The sequence below is a fragment of the Psychrobacter sp. ASPA161_6 genome, from assembly GCF_051970285.1.
GTDB lineage: Bacteria > Pseudomonadota > Gammaproteobacteria > Pseudomonadales > Moraxellaceae > Psychrobacter > Psychrobacter glaciei.
In genome coordinates this window covers 1,166,448-1,184,013 of sequence record NZ_JBEFNJ010000001.1, presented here as the reverse complement: position 1 = coordinate 1,184,013, position 17,566 = coordinate 1,166,448, and the positions used below count along the sequence as shown (strand labels likewise).

Sequence of the window (17,566 nt, the reverse complement as noted above, 5' to 3'; positions counted from 1 at the left end):
TATATATAAATAGATTAAAAGTTAATTCGCATGGAAATACTTTTTCAGCACTTCTAGACAACGCGTGATTTTAGCGGGCTGCTGATCGCGATTTAAAGTAACCGCATACAGCACAAAGCTCGGCAGCTGATAACCAGTCAATACTTCGACCAATTCACCACTTTCCAGCTCTTTTCTAATGTCCATTTCCATCATTCTAACCAAACCGTGGCCTTCTTTTGCCAAAGTTGTGGCCATAAACACATTATTGGTATAAATGCGTGAATTCAGTTTTATGCGCGATTTTTTGCCAGTTTCGGTCTGAATCATATCAATCTGATTGGCATCTTTCATGATTTCAATACAAATCAGCTGATGTTCGGCCAAATCTTTAGGGGTTTTAAGTTTTACATGTTGGCGTAGATACTGTGGTGAGGCGACAAGCATCTGGCGCACATCCGTTAAAGGATGGCTACTCAAACTAGAATCATTGATCGTTGGGCTCATACGAATCGCGATATCGATACGCTCATCAATCATATCGATATAATGATTGTCTGCTAAATAAGTAACACTCAAGTCATCATGTGCCGCCATCCAAGTCGATAACGCCGGTAAAATATGATTGACTCCAAGCTCAGGTGTTGTAGCTACACGCAAGCTACCTGCGAGCTCATCACGTAACTGATTGACTTTAATTCTACCTTGCTCAGCCGCACTGACCACGTCTTTTGCCGCTTCGTAAAAACTCTCACCCGCTTCCGTTAAACTGAGCTTACGAGTAGAGCGATGCAATAGTACGACACCCAAGTCGTTTTCTAACGAGCGAATTTGCTGACTGACTGCACTGGTAGTAATACCAAGCTCACGAGCTGAGCCACTAAACGAGCCATGTCCAACCACACTGGCGAACACAGCCATACCGCGTAAATTATCCAACATATTCTCACCTAAGCTGCGTTGTAATTTTTAGTATAACTTAACCATTATAAAGGATTTTAGTTTACCTTACAGCGATTAAATATACTGCTGTTGTTTGAATTAAGTTTATTTCATAAGTAATAAAAGCAAAAATATCAAGGCGATAGTATAACATCGACTTGATATTTTTTATGATATATTATATCCATTAACTACACAGACTATTAAATAATATTAATAATCGTTTTTCTGACTGTTTAATATAACTGAACTTTGCCCATTTTTCCTTCGCCGCGCTCGGTCAAATATTTCATCACAGGTGTATTCATCAATTTTGATTCTGCTACCGTTTTTGCTTGTACCAAACGCTTTTGTTGACGACGCTCAGGTGTTTTGTCATCCGCTTGCATGACGCTACCATCGATTTGCAGACCAATATCTGCCTGTATGAACTGCTGTTGCAGTTTTTCTGCCAGTTGCTGAAAGGTTACCTGCAAGTGCTTACTGTCAACGCTGGTAACAAAGGTCGATTTGCCATTACATAGACCCGTCATCATACCTTGACGAGCAAGTGCCAATTCATCTTGTGCCAACATCTTGGCTTCACGAGCGGTTTGTAACCAATAATCCCATTTCTCTGGTGTCCACTCGCCTATCAATTCTTGCGGTGCGCAGCGTAACAACGTGCGTGGATCATCAGATTCAGACAGTAATTGAGAATCATTTGCGTCAGGCTCAACAACGGGTTCAGGCTCAACAACGGGTTCAGGCTCAACAACGGGTTCAGGCTCAACAACGGGTTCAGGCTCAACAACGGGTTCAGGCTCAACAACGGGTTCAGGCTCAACAACGGGTTCAGGCTCATGAGCTGGATTAATACTTAACGCATTCTCATCCAAACTAGCGTTTGCCTGCTCAATACTGGCTTGCTCTTGATAGTCGATATCATAAGGCTGTAACGGCGGTATCGAAGCTGAATGGGTAATGGCTGCCTGCGTAGAAGTCGTATTTTCTATAGCTGGTACTTCAGATGACACAGAGCCATCATAAATAGGGCTTAGTACTTCATCGACTGGCAACGGACGAAAGGCTAACAAACGTAAAATGCACATCTCCAGCGCTTGCATCGGGGTACTGGCAAGCTTAACACCTTCACGCGCTTGCACGACAATTTCATAATACAGTTGCAGGACGTCTGGGCTCATATGCTGCGCAAGCGTATTAATGTCTTGGGCTTGCGCCTCATTCACATTGAGAGCCACTTCAGGAAGCAGCTGGGTCAACGCCAATTGATGTAATAGCTCAGCCAGCCCATCAAACATACTCGTCGCATCAACCATTTGCGCGCGCATTTGCTCAATATGTGCAGCGACGGCAGACTTATCGTGATTATAGATATCGGTAATTAAACTGACCAAATCAGCCGCATCAATGAGACCAAGCATGGCATTGACAGTGACATCATCCAGCGCACCTTGACCGAAAGCAATGGCTTGATCGGTCAAGGATAAAGCATCACGTACCGAGCCTTTTGCCGCACTGGCCAATTGCCAAAGTGCTGGCTGAGTATAACCTACCTGCTCTTGGGTCAGGACATTTGCCAAATGCTCACTCAGCAACGTTTGCGGCAACGGACGCAGCACAAACTGTAAACAGCGCGAGATAATAGTAATCGGTAATTTTTGTGGATCGGTCGTCGCTAGCAAAAACTTTACATGTTCAGGTGGTTCTTCTAAAGTCTTGAGTAAGGCATTAAAACTGTGCGTAGACAGCATATGCACTTCATCAATTAGATAGACCTTGTAACGTCCTTGGCTTGGCGCATAAGGCACGTTATCTAACAGCTCGCGAGTGTCTTCCACTTTGGTACGAGAGGCCGCATCAATTTCAATCAGATCAATAAAACGACCTTGATCGATGGCGACGCAATTATCACACACACCGCAAGGCGTACTAGTCACCCCAGTATCACAATTCAGACACTTGGATAAAATACGCGCAATCGTCGTCTTGCCCACACCGCGCGTACCTGTAAAAAGGTAAGCATGATGCAGACGATTATAATCAATGGCATTAATCAGTGCTTGCGAGACGTGCGTTTGCCCAATCAATTCATGAAAGTTCTTGGGACGGTATTTGCGAGCTAAAACTTGATATTGCTGCGTCATAGTAACTGCCAATATAGTAACTGCCAATGTAGTAACTGCCAATGTGAAAAGTACAAATGTAGGTGAAGCATCAGATCAGCGATCTACAATATAATGAGTCTATGACTGCGATCTTAGCTCAGCCAATTGCTCGTATAAGCGCTGTGTGTTTGCGTCGATAGCCGAGCCATTTTGATGAAACACGTCAACATGCACCTCAGTATTGACGCTGTCTTCACAAGGTCTAACCTCTACACCAATTAAGAACAAATGGTCCATCACCGGCTGCTGCATTTGTGAATTAAGCTCGAACAATAAATCCTGATGCGAGGCGCGAACCTTGTCTGCACTTAATGTGCTATTTTCATCTTGTGCATAAAACACCATCAAATAATGGCGACCAAATACATGATAAGAATGCTCATGACAAACATAACCATTCCAATTTGAATCTTTATCAATCGTTCTATGCGCCAGTATTTTTTCTATTAAACACGCATAGGTATACATTGACTCATCGACCAACACATCGACCTGCTCTTTTGGCAGTGGTGTTCCCGCCTCATAATAATGCTGAATCAAGCTATTAAATAGCTTGTACCACATGCGAGTATTCTTTTGAATATCGAGCATCAGCGCATTGGCAAAAGTTACTTGGTCGAGTTCTGCTGCTGTGAGTAAGCGCGGTTCCACTTGGTCTATTAACTGATGAGCGACCAACTGCTCTTGCACCTCAATGGCTCTCTGGTGAAAATCAGGCGACTGTAAAAACTGGGTGAGCAACATTGATTCGTCTTGAAACGTCTCAAAGCCAGCAAGCTTGCGGCGATGAAAGTCCAAATAAGCACTGAGATCACTCGGGGTCACCAACTGATTGAGAATGTCGACAAAGTTTTGATGACTAAATACTTGTAAGACACTCTCCTCATCGTCCAAGTCCAGCACACAGTCTTCGGCAAAGAACTGACTGCCATACTCGTAATTGACTGTATGGGGTTGTGACTCTGGTTTATCGTTTTCATGCTTAATAGCAAGTGACGTCAGACCAATAAAATAAATCGCCTTGTTCGATGCCGACGCGTTTACATCAGCCAGCGCCTCATCATTTTTTAGATAAAGCTGCGCATGACGTTTGATTAATTGATTAACCACTTCTTTTCGCCACTCACGAACCTGCGTACTGTCAACCTCTTGCTGATTGGCCTGCATCACCACATCATTGACGATAAGGTAAACCGTCGCACCAGAAAACTCAAAAACAAAGTCATAACCCTGCAATAGATGCTGGGAATGGTTACTGTCTTCTTCTGATACATCGTACAAAGATAAAAAGCTTTGCTGAATCATCTGCTGCCAAACTGAGAGCGGTAGGTGCTGAGTGTCCATAATATCCCTATAAATGAGTGCTCATAAACAACTGAGCGTCTGTCATCAACGTTGCAAAACTCGCTCTATACTCAGTTCAGTAACAGCGTCATAGTCGGTTAAATATAATTTAGACACAAGGAAAGCGAGTAAAAGTACTACAAGTAGTAAACTAAGCGAGCCTGACATCGTATCTAATTTATATAGGATTGACTATATTTCATAATAAGTAGACGCTAGTCTAGTTGTCAAGCTTGCGGCGCATGTGCGGGAACAAAATCACATCACGAATGCTCGCTGAATCAGTGAGTAGCATGACTAAGCGATCAATACCTATACCCTCACCTGCTGTCGGTGGCAAACCATAAGACAATGCTTCGATATATTCTTCGTCAAAATGCATGGCTTCATCATCGCCTGCGTCTTTTTCAGCGACTTGACCACGGAAGCGTTCCGCCTGATCTGCTGGGTCATTTAGCTCACTAAAGCCATTGGCCAGTTCACGACCACCAACGAACAATTCAAAGCGATCGGTAATCTCAGGGTTGTCGTCACTACGGCGCGCGAGTGGTGAGGTTTCTGCAGGATATTCAGTGATAAAGGTTGGCTGGCGTAATTGATGCTCAGCGGTTTCTTCAAAGATAATTGTTTGCAGTTTACCCACACCAAAGCCATCTTTTACTTGCTGCTTAAGCGTAGTAGATGCGTACTCTGCTAGATACTCACGGTCATTGATATGCGTCATGTCGAAGTTTTCAGCATATTTGGCAATCGCATCAGACATCGATAAACGAGCAAACGGCGCTTTTAGGCTGATGGCTTCTTCTTGGTAAGTAATCTCAGTCGTATCCAAGATATCCATCGCCAATTCATTAAATAAACGCTCGGTCAAATCCATCAAGTCATGGTAATCCGCATACGCTTGATAAAACTCAATCATCGTAAATTCAGGATTGTGACGGGTTGAGACGCCTTCGTTACGGAAGCTACGGTTAATCTCGAATACTTTTTCAAAACCGCCAACCACCAAACGCTTGAGATAAAGCTCAGGCGCGATACGTAAATAAAGCGGCATGTCTAAAGCGTTATGATGCGTCACAAATGGACGTGCCACTGCACCACCTGGAATAGGATGCATCATTGGCGTTTCAACTTCCATGAAGCGCTCATTCAGCATGAATTTACGAATACCGCTGACGACCTGACTGCGAATCATGAACGTATCGCGAGTTGTCTCATTGGTCATCAGATCAAGATGACGATTGCGATAACGGGCTTCCACATCTGCCAAACCATGGAATTTATTTGGCATGGGACGTAATGATTTGGTTAGCAGATTGATCTCTTCGATATGCACGTATAGATCGCCTTTACCTGAGCGACCGATATAACCTGATACACCTACGATGTCACCCAAATCTAGCGACTTAATGCTCGCACGCGTCTCATCATCGAGCTCTTTACGTGCGACATATAGCTGAATACGGCCACTCATATCTTGGATGACAATAAACGAGCCACGGTTGAGCATGACTCGACCTGCTACGTTGACCTGTGTTTTTTCGCCATTCGCCGCTTTCTCTTCTATTTCTTGCTTTGATACGCCATCAAAAGCTGTTTGTAAGTCTTGTGCATAATCGGTGCGTTTGAACGTATTTGGATAAGGCTGCTTGCCTGAAGCAGTGATATCGTCTAGCTTGGCTTGTAGCTGAGCAATTAGCTCGTTAGCGTCTTCTGGGGCTTGCTCTTGATTCTGATTGTTGTGCTTTGACATAACACTCTCAATATTATTAGGTAATTAAATGGATAAACGAAAACAGAAAAATTAAATCAATGCTTAGGGTCTGTTGAACATTCAAATATTAGGACTGCTGATCGCTAAAATCGCATCAAACGTTTTATCAAATCAGGCGTAAACCGACGATAATGTCGAGACCTTAGCTAGGTTTATAACAACGTTTGAGGTGATTTTAGCATCAGCCTTTCAGGGCAGGACTATTTTTTGCCAATACATGGCGAAATTGTCTAACCTAGAATGCTAGGCGTCAAAAATTTCACTGCGTATTGTCTAAAAAATAGCCACTGCCAGTTCCACATTTGAATGTTCAACAGACCCTATTATTATAAAAAAATGACATCATGATGAAAAATCATAAAACTGCCAATGTGTTGTAGGATCAGCTGCTAGTCACCACCGCCGATACTCGCCATCAAATCAGCCTGATGCTCACGTAGTAATGAGTCAAGAATCTCATCCAAGTCGCCTTCCATAATAGAGTCGAGCTTGTATAAGGTCAGGTTGATACGATGATCGGTCATACGCCCTTGCGGGAAATTATAGGTGCGAATACGCTCACTGCGATCGCCACTACCGATTAAGTCGCGGCGCATCGAATCAGCAACATCGACTTGTGCTTGTACCTTAACCTGCTGAATACGTGAAATGAGCATTTTCATCGCTTGTGCGCGGTTTTTGTGTTGGCTACGCTCTTGTTGACACTCTGCGACTGTGCCCGTTGGAATGTGCGTCAAACGTACAGCTGAGTCGGTGGTGTTAACGTGCTGACCACCAGCCCCGCTTGAACGGAACGTATCAAAACGGATATCAGCTGGGTTGAGCTCGACGGTATCATCAATCTCAACTTCAGGCATGACTGCAACGGTACAAGCTGAGGTGTGCACACGGCCTTGGCTTTCGGTTTCAGGAACACGCTGGACACGGTGCACGCCAGACTCAAACTTTAGGCGACCATAGACGCTGTTGCCGGATACGCGAGTGATGATTTCTTTATACCCGCCATGCTCACCTTCGCTTGCAGACAGCACGTCCAATGTCCAGCCTTGGCTCTGCGCGTATTTTTGGTACATTCGGAACAAGTCACCAGAGAAAATCGCTGCCTCGTCGCCGCCGGTCCCTGCACGAATCTCCAAAAATGCTGGCACTTTATCGTTAGGATCTTTTGGTAGCATCATAAGATTAAGCGCTTCTTCCATCTTTATGATGGTATCACGAGCATTATCAATCTCGTCTTGCATCATCTCTTTCATGTCAGGATCTGTCGCATCGGCCAGCATAGCTTCTGCATCGGCCTGATCCGTTTCTGCACCCACGTAGTTTTGCCATAAAGTAGTGATATCCATCAAGTCGCTGTGCTCGACAGACAATTCACGGAATTTATTATTATCACTAATGACACTAGGATCTGATAACAAGGCGGTGACCTCTTCATAACGGTCTACCATCTGGTCTAAACGCAGGCGTAAGGATTCTTTCATAAAAGGACTTTTAATTGGATGATAAGAGTAAGAGCGTGATTATAGCAAATTTTTCACCGTAAATTAAAACCTCTGAGTAATCTTGCTGCTATTCTAAGTAATTTTGCCATTCTATTGGCAGACATTCCTATCGCTGCTGAAATATTCCCCTGTTTTCTCATCAGTCAGTGGTTATAAAATGCGATGCTAAAAACGTAGACATAAAAAAATAGCCAAGAAGGATCTTGGCTATTTTTATCGTTAAAAAAGATCTAGAATGAAACGCTACACTTTACGAACCAATACTGAGCCAATCGAATAACCTGCGCCGAATGAACAAATCACGCCCAAATCACCTGATGCTAACTCATCTTTGTAGCGATGGAAGACAATCATCGGGCTGGCTGAGCTGGTATTGGCAAATTCAGCAATGACGCTTGGGACAATCGCTTTATCTGCTTCTTTACCGATGACTGTACGTAGAATTAAATCTAACATATTGGCATTGGCTTGGTGTAACCACATCATTTTCACATCACTGGCTTGTAATTCGTTCTCAGTCAAATGCTCAGTGATGATCTCTGACACTTTTGGACAGACTTCACGGAATACTTTACGGCCATTTTGCAAAAACAACTTATCCGTGACTGGTTCTTTGATATCTGGATACATCTCAGTCTGTGCCGCTAAAAACTCTGAGCGATCCATAAAGCCGTATTCGTTTTTGATATTGGTCGAAAACTGGGTAAATAGCTTAGAGTTCAGAATCTCATAACCTTTTGGCGTATCGAGATCTTCAACGATAGATGCGGTCGCGACATCACCAAAGATGAAGTGGCTATCACGGTTACGCCAGTTTAGATGCGCCGAGGTAATCTCTACGTTGACCACAGCGATGCGCTTGGCCAAACCAGAGACGATAGAGCCGTGCGCTTGTGATAGACCAAAAGTCGCGGCACTACAAGCGACGTTCATATCATAAGCAAAGCCGCCAATCATACCAATTTCATTTTGAATTTCGATGGCAACCGCAGGATAAGTGCGCTGGAAGTTTGAGCAAGCAAGGATGATGCCATCTAAGTCGTTGGCCTCAAGTCCAGCATCTGCCAAAGCATCTCTAAGCGCTGCGGCACCCATTTCTGCCATGATAGACAGCTCTTCGCCTAGATTGCGATAAGGAATCACGGGAGCCATGATTTCAGGATCTAAAATGCCGTCTTTTTCCATCACATAACGTGATTTGATACCCGATACTTTTTCGATAAAAGCGGCTGAAGAAGGCTCAAGTGCGGTCACAGTCTCTGCTGCTATCTCATCAGCATGCTGTGCATTATAATTTTCAACATACTGGTTAAATGACTCTACTAACTCTTCGTTGCTGATGCTATAAGGTGGGATATATAGGCCCGTGCCCGTGATACAAGTCGTCATGATAAGCTTCCTTGTCTACTACTGTGGTGCTTGGAATAAGCATAAAAGTGGAAAAATAATAGCCATTCAATTTGAGTGAATAACTGTAAACTTAAAATCAGTGCCTTTATTATGCCTGAATATTATAATTTTTCTAATACTTTGTTACAAATAATCTGTTTCTCGCCATAAATAAGCAAAGACTCAGTTCATTTTACGGTAGCTACGTTATAATTGGTGCTGTTTTACTCTGTACTATTCATCGAATAGTATTATTTAGCAAAAATATCAATACACGCTCATATTTAGGAAAGCTAATGGCAGAACTTCTCAATTGGTTATTTGGTCAATACGCTGACTACTCTACGATATTTATTGTCCTTGAACTGATTGCCGTCGTCTTTGGTGTGGCAAGTGTCTTACTTGCCAGCAAAACCAATATTCTGGTCTTTCCTATTGGCTTGGTCAGCACTGCGATATTTGTCTATTTACTGTGGAAGTGGCAGCTGTTTGGCGATATGTTTATCAATGCTTACTATACTGTGATGAGCCTATATGGCTGGATTAATTGGTCAAAGAATAAGAAGACTCAATCTGTCGAGCATAAGCAGTCAAACGATGCTAACAATGTCCGTATCGAGCACCTGCATGCAGGCGACATACCTATACTCTCTGCTTTGGCAGCGGGAACGATGGGGTTTGTAGCACTGATTTATTATTTCCGACCAGTGATTAATAACGGTTTTAGCTTCGATGGTGCAGTACTTGGACTGCATTTATTTACGTGGGTCGACTACACTGATATGCTCACTACCGCCTTGTTCCTTATGGCGATGTGGCTCATGGCACGGCGCAAGATTGAGCATTGGATACTATGGATCATTGCCGATGCGATATCGGTACCGTTATACTTTTATAAAGGTTTTACGTTTACCGCGCTACAATACGTAGTCTTCACTCTCATCGCAATCTGGGCATATTATGAATGGCAACGACGCTATCGTACACAACATCGCGCACAACCTCATACAGCATACGCCTAAATCTGTCATAAATGTCGCTGTTTTAGGCGCAGAAAGTACGGGCAAGACGACTTTATGTCGGGATTTGGCAGCACATTTTGATATCCCTTGGGTATCAGAATATATGCGCACCTACCTACAAGCAAAGTGGGATGACGAGCAGCTGACTTGCACGTGGGATGATCTGCTACCTATCGCACAAGGTCAGATTGCATTAGAAAATAAACTGGCCAAACAAGTCGCTCAGACGTCCGATGCTAGCCATTATTTGTTTTGTGATACCAGTCTGTTTGAGCTAATGGTTTATTCCAATTGGTACTATGGCGACTGTCCTATCGCCCTTGAGCAAGCGGCATTGGCACATCATTATGATTTGATATTATTGACTGACGTTGATACGCCATGGGTGGCTGATGACTTGCGGGATAGTCCGCATCAACGTGACGAGATAAGCGCCTATTTCGCCAGCCAACTAAATAAGCACCAAAGACCATTCCAGCGCATTGGTGGCGATAGACAGGAGCGAGTTCAGCAGGTAGTAGCGCAGCTTACTGACATTAGCAATATATAGCCTCGTAGCAACTTTATTAGAGTGTATCAATAAACTCATCATTACTTTTATCTTTAAAAACCTAAGAGATATCCATGCTAAAAAAGTTTGAATTTTACTTAGAAAAAACCATATTCAACAGCCGCTGGATACTAGCGCCTTTTTATCTAGGGCTCGTGCTAGGTATTATTTTATTATTTGTTAAGTTCGTTCAAAAAACATTTATGATGTTCAACACTGTATTTAGCGCCTCGGTGTCAGACGTCATTGTCAATATATTAGTGTTAGTCGACCTCTCCTTAGTAGCCAGTTTGTTATTAATCATCATATTCAGTGGCTATGAAATATTTGTCTCAAAAATTGATACAGGCGATCATGTTGATCGACCCAGTTGGATGGGGAAAGTAGATTTTTCTGGGCTTAAATTAAAAGTCATCGGTGCCATCGTTGCTATTTCTGCTATTGATCTTTTAAAATCCTTTATGGATATTCCTAATGAACTGAGCGAGGGTGAAGCGGACAAACTCATGTGGAAGGTCATTATTCACATGACATTCGTTCTATCCGGCCTGCTATTTGCGATTATGGACAAAGTGGTTGGCGACACCAAAAAGCACTGATTTTTATTATTCCACACACTCTCCATTGTTCTTACATATTTTTTCTTTATCACTCCTTTATGATTTTCTTTGAACCTATTGACTGTTATATGGACAGTTTTGGAATAAAGAGTCATATGAGGAGTTTTCATGCAAAAAACACTATTTACCAAACTATCTATCATCGCTGGGCTGTGCCTTATTTTCGCCATTGGTCTAAATATGATTGGCTCAGTAATTTACGAGCGACAAAATTATGCTGCGTCGGTGATCAAAGAAATCGCCCAGCAGCATATCAATCCGCAGGAAGTCATTACACCATTTATTGCCATTCCAACTACTGTTACGCCTGAGTGTCAGATTACAGCGCCTGGCACAACCAGTAAATGTGCACCGTCCTACTCAAAAATTGAAACCATTTTTGCAAACCAAACCCAAGCAACACAAGATCTTGAGGTAAGCACTGATACCTATAAGCGCGGCATCTATCATGCGACCAGTTATGATGGGGCGTTGACATTTGACCAACGTTACACTTTTGATAAAGCCATCAGCCGCTTATATGAAGCGACGAGCACGGCTAGTGCAGAGCAAAGCTCCGTCAATACACCTACCATTAATGATAAAACGAAACCCAAAGAAACCATCATTCACTGGAATGAAGCAAAATTGATTATTCCAGTATCAGATCTGCGCGGCGTCGCGACTCTACCAACGGTGACCATTGAGCAAAAACCGATAAAAGCGACTTACCCGCAGACACCGTTACTGAAAAACCTGACCTATGTAGAAGTCGCTATTCCGCAAAACATATTGCAGCGTGCCACGAAAAACATGGCTAGCCAGCAGAATAAAAGCAGACTCATTGCCACAAGCACCAACAGCGAGGCATTAGCCAGTACAGATATCAGTAGTCAGTCGTACGACATTAAAGGCAATCAAGCGACTGACATCATGATTGACTTGCCATTAGCGGGTATCAGCAATTTAAATACGGTTCCGACTGGACAAAACTTTAACTTAACGATGCGCAGTAATTGGCATGCGCCTAATTTCATTGGCAAGGCGCTCCCTAACGCCAAGAAATTTACTGCTAACGGTTTTGAAGCCAGTTGGCAAAATCAATATCTAACGATCGCCAACAATCAAGATTTGTCGCAGTGTCTTAGCACCGCCAACAACCGATGTGTCGTCATCAGTAAAGCCACTCTCGATACCAGCAGCCAGTCAATGACTCCTGATGATGCGATTACAGCAATAGAAGGTATTGTCACAGAAGAAGGCACTACCGTGACTGACAGCTACCAAAATGTGCGCCTGAACAGCTTTGGTGTGAGTTTTGCTGAGCCTAATGACGTATATTTACAGACCGAACGAGCGATGAAATACGCCTTATTATTAATCTTGGTCTCATTCGGCACTTTTTTCTTATTTGAAGTGATTAAATCCAGCCGCATCCACCCTATTCAGTACCTGTTGGTCGGTTGTGCGCTGTTTGTTTTTTATGTTTTATTATTACCACTTGCCGAGCAAATCGTCTTTTGGAAAGCTTATGCCATTGCTGCCAGCGCCTGTGTTGGACTCATTGGTTGGTATACTTATTATGTACTGGGCGGCATCAAACGAGCCGCGATTTTTACTGCCACACTGGCAGGATTGTATGCCTCATTTTTCGGCATCTTAACCACTGAAGATATGAATTTATTGCTTGGTGCTGTTTTCTGTTTTGTACTACTCGCTTGCGTGATGGTCATGACCCGTAAAATTGACTGGTATAAAATTGCCTAACTTAGTTAGAGCATGCCAAAAACGTTTAGTCTAGGGCGGTCTTACGTTGGTATTACTCGCTAAACCTACCAACATAAGACTGCTCAATCTACTCATAGATAATTCAATATAGTTGTCATCTAATTCATTATCATCTAATTCACTGTCATCTAACAATCTTGCTATTTAAGGCTTTTGCCCAGTCTCTACAGTCATTCTTACAGCGCTCGCAAAGCTGATTGGGGTCAGATATGTGATTGACGTAGCCGCAATGCATACATGCATAATGCGTTCCTGACTCTATCTCTTTGACGGGTTGATACTGCTTAGGAAAAAGTGGCATACCATAGATGGTGTGATCAGGTGCATATAACAAAATACTAAAATTACCATCTGTCTCTAGCAAGCCAGTACGCACTTGACCCAGATGCTCAACCCCTTGTTGGCGCATTTCAGCAAAAAATTCATCATGGGACATTTTGCCCTTTTTAATTTTATCGAGTACCAGCATGCCGTCTTCTACAATGTAGAGCGACTTCCCTTCTAGCAGATCTTCGAAAGGCTGATATTTCATCATAGCCCAAGTACATAAACGATATAGCAAAATCACAATACTCATGATTAGGACTGCTTGAATAAGCGGCAAATCCTCATTGAACATTGGGTCACCTGCGATAGAGCCAAGTGATAAAATAATGGTTAGCTCAAAAATAGACAGTTGGCGCACGCCGCGCTTGCCAGTAAAGCGTAAAAACAAAATGATCAGAGCAAACATCACGATGACGCGTATCACAATTTCAGCGGCAAATACCCACGTGGTGTCATAAATAAAAATACTTGCCCAATCCATATCTTTCTTTCCTTGTCATTTTCAAATCGAGCCTATTTATAAGGTATGTATCATTTTAATTTATAAGTTAGGTTTTTTGGTATTGCACTATACTACTTCCATTCCAATATAAGGCTCAACAATAAATTTTTGCTATAGGGTCTGTTGAACATTCAAATGTCGTGCTGGCAGTCACTATTTTTTAGACAATATGCAGTGAAATTTTTGACGCCTAGTCATTCTAGGTTAAACAATTTCGCCATATATTGGCAGAAAATAGTACTGCCCTGAAAGGCTGATGCTAAAATCACCCCAAACGTTGTTGCAAACCTAGCTAAGGTCTCGACATTATCGTCAGTTTGCGCCTAGTTTGGTGCAATTTTAGCAATCAGCAGCCCTAATATTTGAATGTTCAACAGACCCTAGTCGATCCAAGATATTTTGGATACAAGGAAGGCGAGTAAAAGTACCATAGATGGTAAACTGAGCGCGCCTGACACCATATAAATGTTCAACAGACTCTAGGGCGTGTCCTCATTTCAAAAATGGTGATAAAAATGAGATAAATTGCAGTCAAACGAGGAAAATAGCGCAGATAATATCGGGATATTAACCAGCTATTTAATGATTTTTGACAAAATTTAGCCATTTTTAGCCCGTTTAGATATGATCAATTGAATTGAGGACACGCCCTAGTTAATCAAAACCAATTTAATGATTGTAGGAATTATTTTTGAAAGCCACGTTATACACGATTATTGCCTTAATAGCATTTGCCGCAAACTCTCTTTTTTGTAGAATGGCCTTGGCAGAGGGATACATAGATGCGTGGAGTTTCACCATCATCCGTCTGCTTAGTGGTGCTATCTGTCTGAGCATTATTATGGGCGTCTATAGCTATAACCTACGACGCAAAGATTTAACCCTCAACAATCCACAAAATAAAGCTATTTTGAAAGACAAAGGCAGCTGGCTCAGCAGTCTAAGTTTGGTGGTGTATGCGCTTTGCTTTTCGATTGCTTATGTTGAGCTTGATACCGGAACTGGCGCGTTGATTTTATTTTCAGCGGTTCAACTCACCATGATTGGCTGGGGTATTTACAAAAAAGAGCAGTTAAGTGCCTTGCAATGGCTGGCTTTTATCGTAGCAGTAGCAGGTTTTGTCTATCTTATGCTGCCATCAGCAGCTGTCCCATCCGTATTGGCAGCGACATTGATGGCCATCAGTGGCGTAGCGTGGGGCATCTACAGTATACGCGGCAAAACCTGCGTATCACCGTTACGAGCCACGGGCTTTAACTTTATCAGAAGCCTCGTCGCTATTCCGCTACTACTCATTATTGGTATGGTTTATTTAAAAAATATGCCATTAGCCACTATCAGTATCGAGGGCATCTTATTGGCTTGCGCGTCGGGCGCAATTGCTTCTGGCATGGGCTACAGCGTTTGGTATATGGCAATGCCTTTATTAAAAAGCACTCAGGCAGCGGTAGTACAACTCTGCGTACCAGTATTGGCTGCCATACTTGGTGTGGTATTTTTATCGGAGCAACTAACCCTACCGTTTATCCTAGCAAGTGCAGTCATCTTGGGCGCGGTACTGGTGTTTATCTTAAATAAAAAAGCACCGCAGACCGCGAGTTAATATTATGAGGCATGGTAAGTCCGATATAAAATAACTTACTCTATGTCATACCCATCAAAAATAAAAATGCCAGTAGCATAAGTTACTGGCATTTTTTATGTGTGGTTATGACTATGTAACAGCCAATATACTCAACTGGTTTTGGCTACCGTGTCTTTAATAATGATATTCTATCTAGGGCGTGTCCTCAACCTGAACGAAAGCGGCTAAATGAGCACACGTCCTAATAATCGGCTTCATTACTTATTACTAGGGTAGTTCATGAGTGAATCAACCAATAACAACTCATTTTATAAAAGACACACTTGGCTTGTCCCGTTAACTTGCCTGTTGGCTGGTGGCGCCTTGATAGGCATTTCCACCAATCTAGCAAAAGCGGCAGGGCAAATTGGCTTATCGCCACTCGCCTTTCTTTTTTGGTCGATTACTGGTGCAGCGTTTCTACTATCAGCCGTGGCGATTTTACGACATGATTTGCCGCCGCTAACTGTCCGTAGTTTAGAATACTATTCGGTTGCTGCTCTTGTCAGTGTTGCGGGCTCCAACTTGATTTTATTTTCTGCAATTCCACAAGTTGGTGCAGGTTTTGTCGCTTTAATTATCGCTTTGCCACCATTGCTCACCTATCTTGGCGCGCTATTTATGCGTATGGAGACATTCAATGTCGTTCGCGCTATGGGCGTGGCGGCAGCGCTGAGCGGTGTGGGTGTCTTAGCAATACGCAAGTTTTCGGCTCCCGATGCCAGTATTTTCTGGATTTTACTCGCGCTGTGTGGCCCTGTTTTGCTAGCGATTGGGAATATCTATCGTACCTTGCGTTGGCCAAATGCGGCGTCGCCCAGTTCGCTGGCACCCGGCATGTTAATCGCGGCGGCTATCTTTCTAGGTGTGGTTGGCACCTTGCCGAACTTCTCACTTGCGGTGCCAACGGGCGCATTACTGCCTATTGGGTTGATTGTGCTACAAGCCTTTATCTTTGCTGGACAATTTTTATTGCTGTTTTTATTGCAAAAAACAGGCGGTCCCGTGCTATTAAGTCTATTGGGCTCAGTAGGTGCGATCGTTGGCGTGCCGGTGGCCATCTTTTTGCAGGGAGAAAGTCCACCAGAGGGTTTGTTTTTAGGGGCTTCCTTAATTGCTCTTGGCATCGTATTGGTCACTTGGGGTGGCGTAAAAATGATAGTAATTCCAGATAATACGCATCAGTAAGGCAGGTCCTCATTTTAAAAATACGGATCATACCAAACCCAAAAAGTACGATTAGCTGTATCAAACTCGCTTAATCTACAATGCGTAGTACTTATATTCGTTTTCCTTGCTACTCTAATTTTTGTGAATGGCATCACTTCTTGCTATTGCAACTTCATCTGAAAACCATATTTATCGATGACAAAAAAACGCCAGTAACCTAGGCTACTGGCGTTTTTTAGCATTTTATGCAGGCTGCTTATAAGAGATTGTTGGTTTATTAGCGTAAAACTATAATCGCTCTACTGCATAGAACTTATATTAGACAACGGTCACGTGTAAGCGTGCATCAACATTACCACGCGTGGCATTGGAGTACGGGCAAACTTGATGAGCCGTTTCAATCAATGTTTGCGCTTGTGCTTCGTCAATGCCAGACACTTCAACGTATAAATCTATATCTAAGTTATAGCTGCCATCTTGCTTCATACCAATACCAACTTGGGTAGAGGTTTTCGAAGCGGTGATCGGCAGTTTCATTTGTTGTGCTGTCAGGTTCAAGGCACTATCAAAACAGGCCGCGTAGCCCATCGCAAAAAGCTGCTCTGGATTAACACCCTCTTTGTCTTGCTCTTGAAAAGAGACCAAATCAAAGCCTAATGAGCCATCATCCAAGCCTGTATGTCCAGAACGACCACCGGTTGCTGTTGCGCGAGTTTTATAGAAAATTTTCATAATATATTCCTTTTTTGATGTTATTAGAAGTCATGCTTGTTTTGTTTCAATGGAGTTATTATAGGCACTCTCAGCTTAAAGCGTTAGAATAGTCCTCCAAAAATCTTGCCTAATTCTATAAATATATGTACGATTAAGCCATTCATTACATCAA

14 protein-coding genes are annotated in these 17,566 nt (G+C 42.9%); 6 read left to right on the top strand and 8 right to left on the bottom strand.

Translation table 11 applies throughout. From position 1 onward, the window contains the following. Positions 1 to 21: 21 nt before the first annotated feature. The 6 genes from ACTQ9T_RS04855 to ACTQ9T_RS04830 form a co-directional block, all read right to left on the bottom strand. On the bottom strand, positions 22 to 921 hold the full coding sequence (locus ACTQ9T_RS04855) for a LysR family transcriptional regulator (protein WP_010198065.1): 900 nt from the start codon (positions 919 to 921) through the stop codon (positions 22 to 24). A gap of 236 nt (positions 922 to 1,157) precedes the next feature. Further along, a complete protein-coding gene (gene dnaX, locus ACTQ9T_RS04850) occupies positions 1,158 to 3,068 on the bottom strand; it encodes a DNA polymerase III subunit gamma/tau (RefSeq protein ID WP_440464234.1) in 1,911 nt (636 codons plus the stop codon). Between the two features lie 99 nt (positions 3,069 to 3,167). Further along, complete coding sequence (locus tag ACTQ9T_RS04845) at positions 3,168 to 4,433, bottom strand: hypothetical protein (RefSeq protein ID WP_440464233.1); 1,266 nt, start codon at positions 4,431 to 4,433, stop codon at positions 3,168 to 3,170. 220 nt (positions 4,434 to 4,653) lie between these two features. After that, entirely contained in the window at positions 4,654 to 6,186 is a 1,533-nt protein-coding gene (lysS, locus tag ACTQ9T_RS04840; RefSeq protein WP_440464232.1) for a lysine--tRNA ligase, read from the bottom strand. A 410-nt stretch (positions 6,187 to 6,596) separates the two neighbouring features. Beyond that, entirely contained in the window at positions 6,597 to 7,688 is a 1,092-nt protein-coding gene (gene prfA, locus ACTQ9T_RS04835; RefSeq protein ID WP_010198072.1) for a peptide chain release factor 1, read from the bottom strand. A gap of 264 nt (positions 7,689 to 7,952) precedes the next feature. Further along, the gene (locus ACTQ9T_RS04830) at positions 7,953 to 9,098 is read right to left on the bottom strand and encodes a beta-ketoacyl-ACP synthase III (protein ID WP_189581890.1); all 1,146 of its coding nucleotides are present in this window, start codon (positions 9,096 to 9,098) and stop codon (positions 7,953 to 7,955) included. Positions 9,099 to 9,394: 296 nt separating this feature from the next. Here ACTQ9T_RS04830 and pnuC point away from each other — a divergent pair, with 296 nt between their 5' ends. The 4 genes from pnuC to creD all read left to right on the top strand — a co-directional run bounded on the left by pnuC (position 9,395) and on the right by creD (position 13,036). Further along, a complete protein-coding gene (pnuC, locus tag ACTQ9T_RS04825; protein WP_440464231.1) occupies positions 9,395 to 10,120 on the top strand; it encodes a nicotinamide riboside transporter PnuC in 726 nt (241 codons plus the stop codon). Beyond that, a complete protein-coding gene (locus ACTQ9T_RS04820; protein WP_440464230.1) occupies positions 10,059 to 10,670 on the top strand; it encodes an AAA family ATPase in 612 nt (203 codons plus the stop codon). Before pnuC ends, ACTQ9T_RS04820 begins: the two co-directional genes overlap by 62 nt. Before the next feature lie 74 nt (positions 10,671 to 10,744). Then, positions 10,745 to 11,269: a TIGR00645 family protein gene (locus ACTQ9T_RS04815; RefSeq protein WP_189581882.1), complete on the top strand. Its 525-nt coding sequence runs from the start codon at positions 10,745 to 10,747 to the stop codon at positions 11,267 to 11,269. Positions 11,270 to 11,398: 129 nt separating this feature from the next. Further along, positions 11,399 to 13,036 (top strand): cell envelope integrity protein CreD, encoded by a 1,638-nt coding sequence (creD, locus tag ACTQ9T_RS04810; RefSeq protein ID WP_440464229.1) that lies wholly within the window; start codon positions 11,399 to 11,401, stop codon positions 13,034 to 13,036. A gap of 145 nt (positions 13,037 to 13,181) precedes the next feature. Here creD and ACTQ9T_RS04805 read toward each other — a convergent pair whose 3' ends face one another. Further along, the gene (locus ACTQ9T_RS04805) at positions 13,182 to 13,865 is read right to left on the bottom strand and encodes a DUF421 domain-containing protein (protein ID WP_440464228.1); all 684 of its coding nucleotides are present in this window, start codon (positions 13,863 to 13,865) and stop codon (positions 13,182 to 13,184) included. A 712-nt stretch (positions 13,866 to 14,577) separates the two neighbouring features. On the opposite strand from ACTQ9T_RS04805, the gene ACTQ9T_RS04800 reads away from it, so the two are divergent. Then, positions 14,578 to 15,489 carry a DMT family transporter gene (locus ACTQ9T_RS04800; protein WP_440464227.1) on the top strand — a complete coding sequence of 304 codons (912 nt, stop codon included), beginning with the start codon at positions 14,578 to 14,580 and terminating at the stop codon, positions 15,487 to 15,489. A 261-nt stretch (positions 15,490 to 15,750) separates the two neighbouring features. Beyond that, positions 15,751 to 16,698 (top strand): DMT family transporter, encoded by a 948-nt coding sequence (locus tag ACTQ9T_RS04795; RefSeq protein ID WP_194618575.1) that lies wholly within the window; start codon positions 15,751 to 15,753, stop codon positions 16,696 to 16,698. A 300-nt stretch (positions 16,699 to 16,998) separates the two neighbouring features. Here ACTQ9T_RS04795 and ACTQ9T_RS04790 read toward each other — a convergent pair whose 3' ends face one another. Further along, positions 16,999 to 17,412 (bottom strand): organic hydroperoxide resistance protein, encoded by a 414-nt coding sequence (locus tag ACTQ9T_RS04790; RefSeq protein ID WP_194618576.1) that lies wholly within the window; start codon positions 17,410 to 17,412, stop codon positions 16,999 to 17,001. Between the last annotated feature and the right edge of the window lie 154 nt (positions 17,413 to 17,566).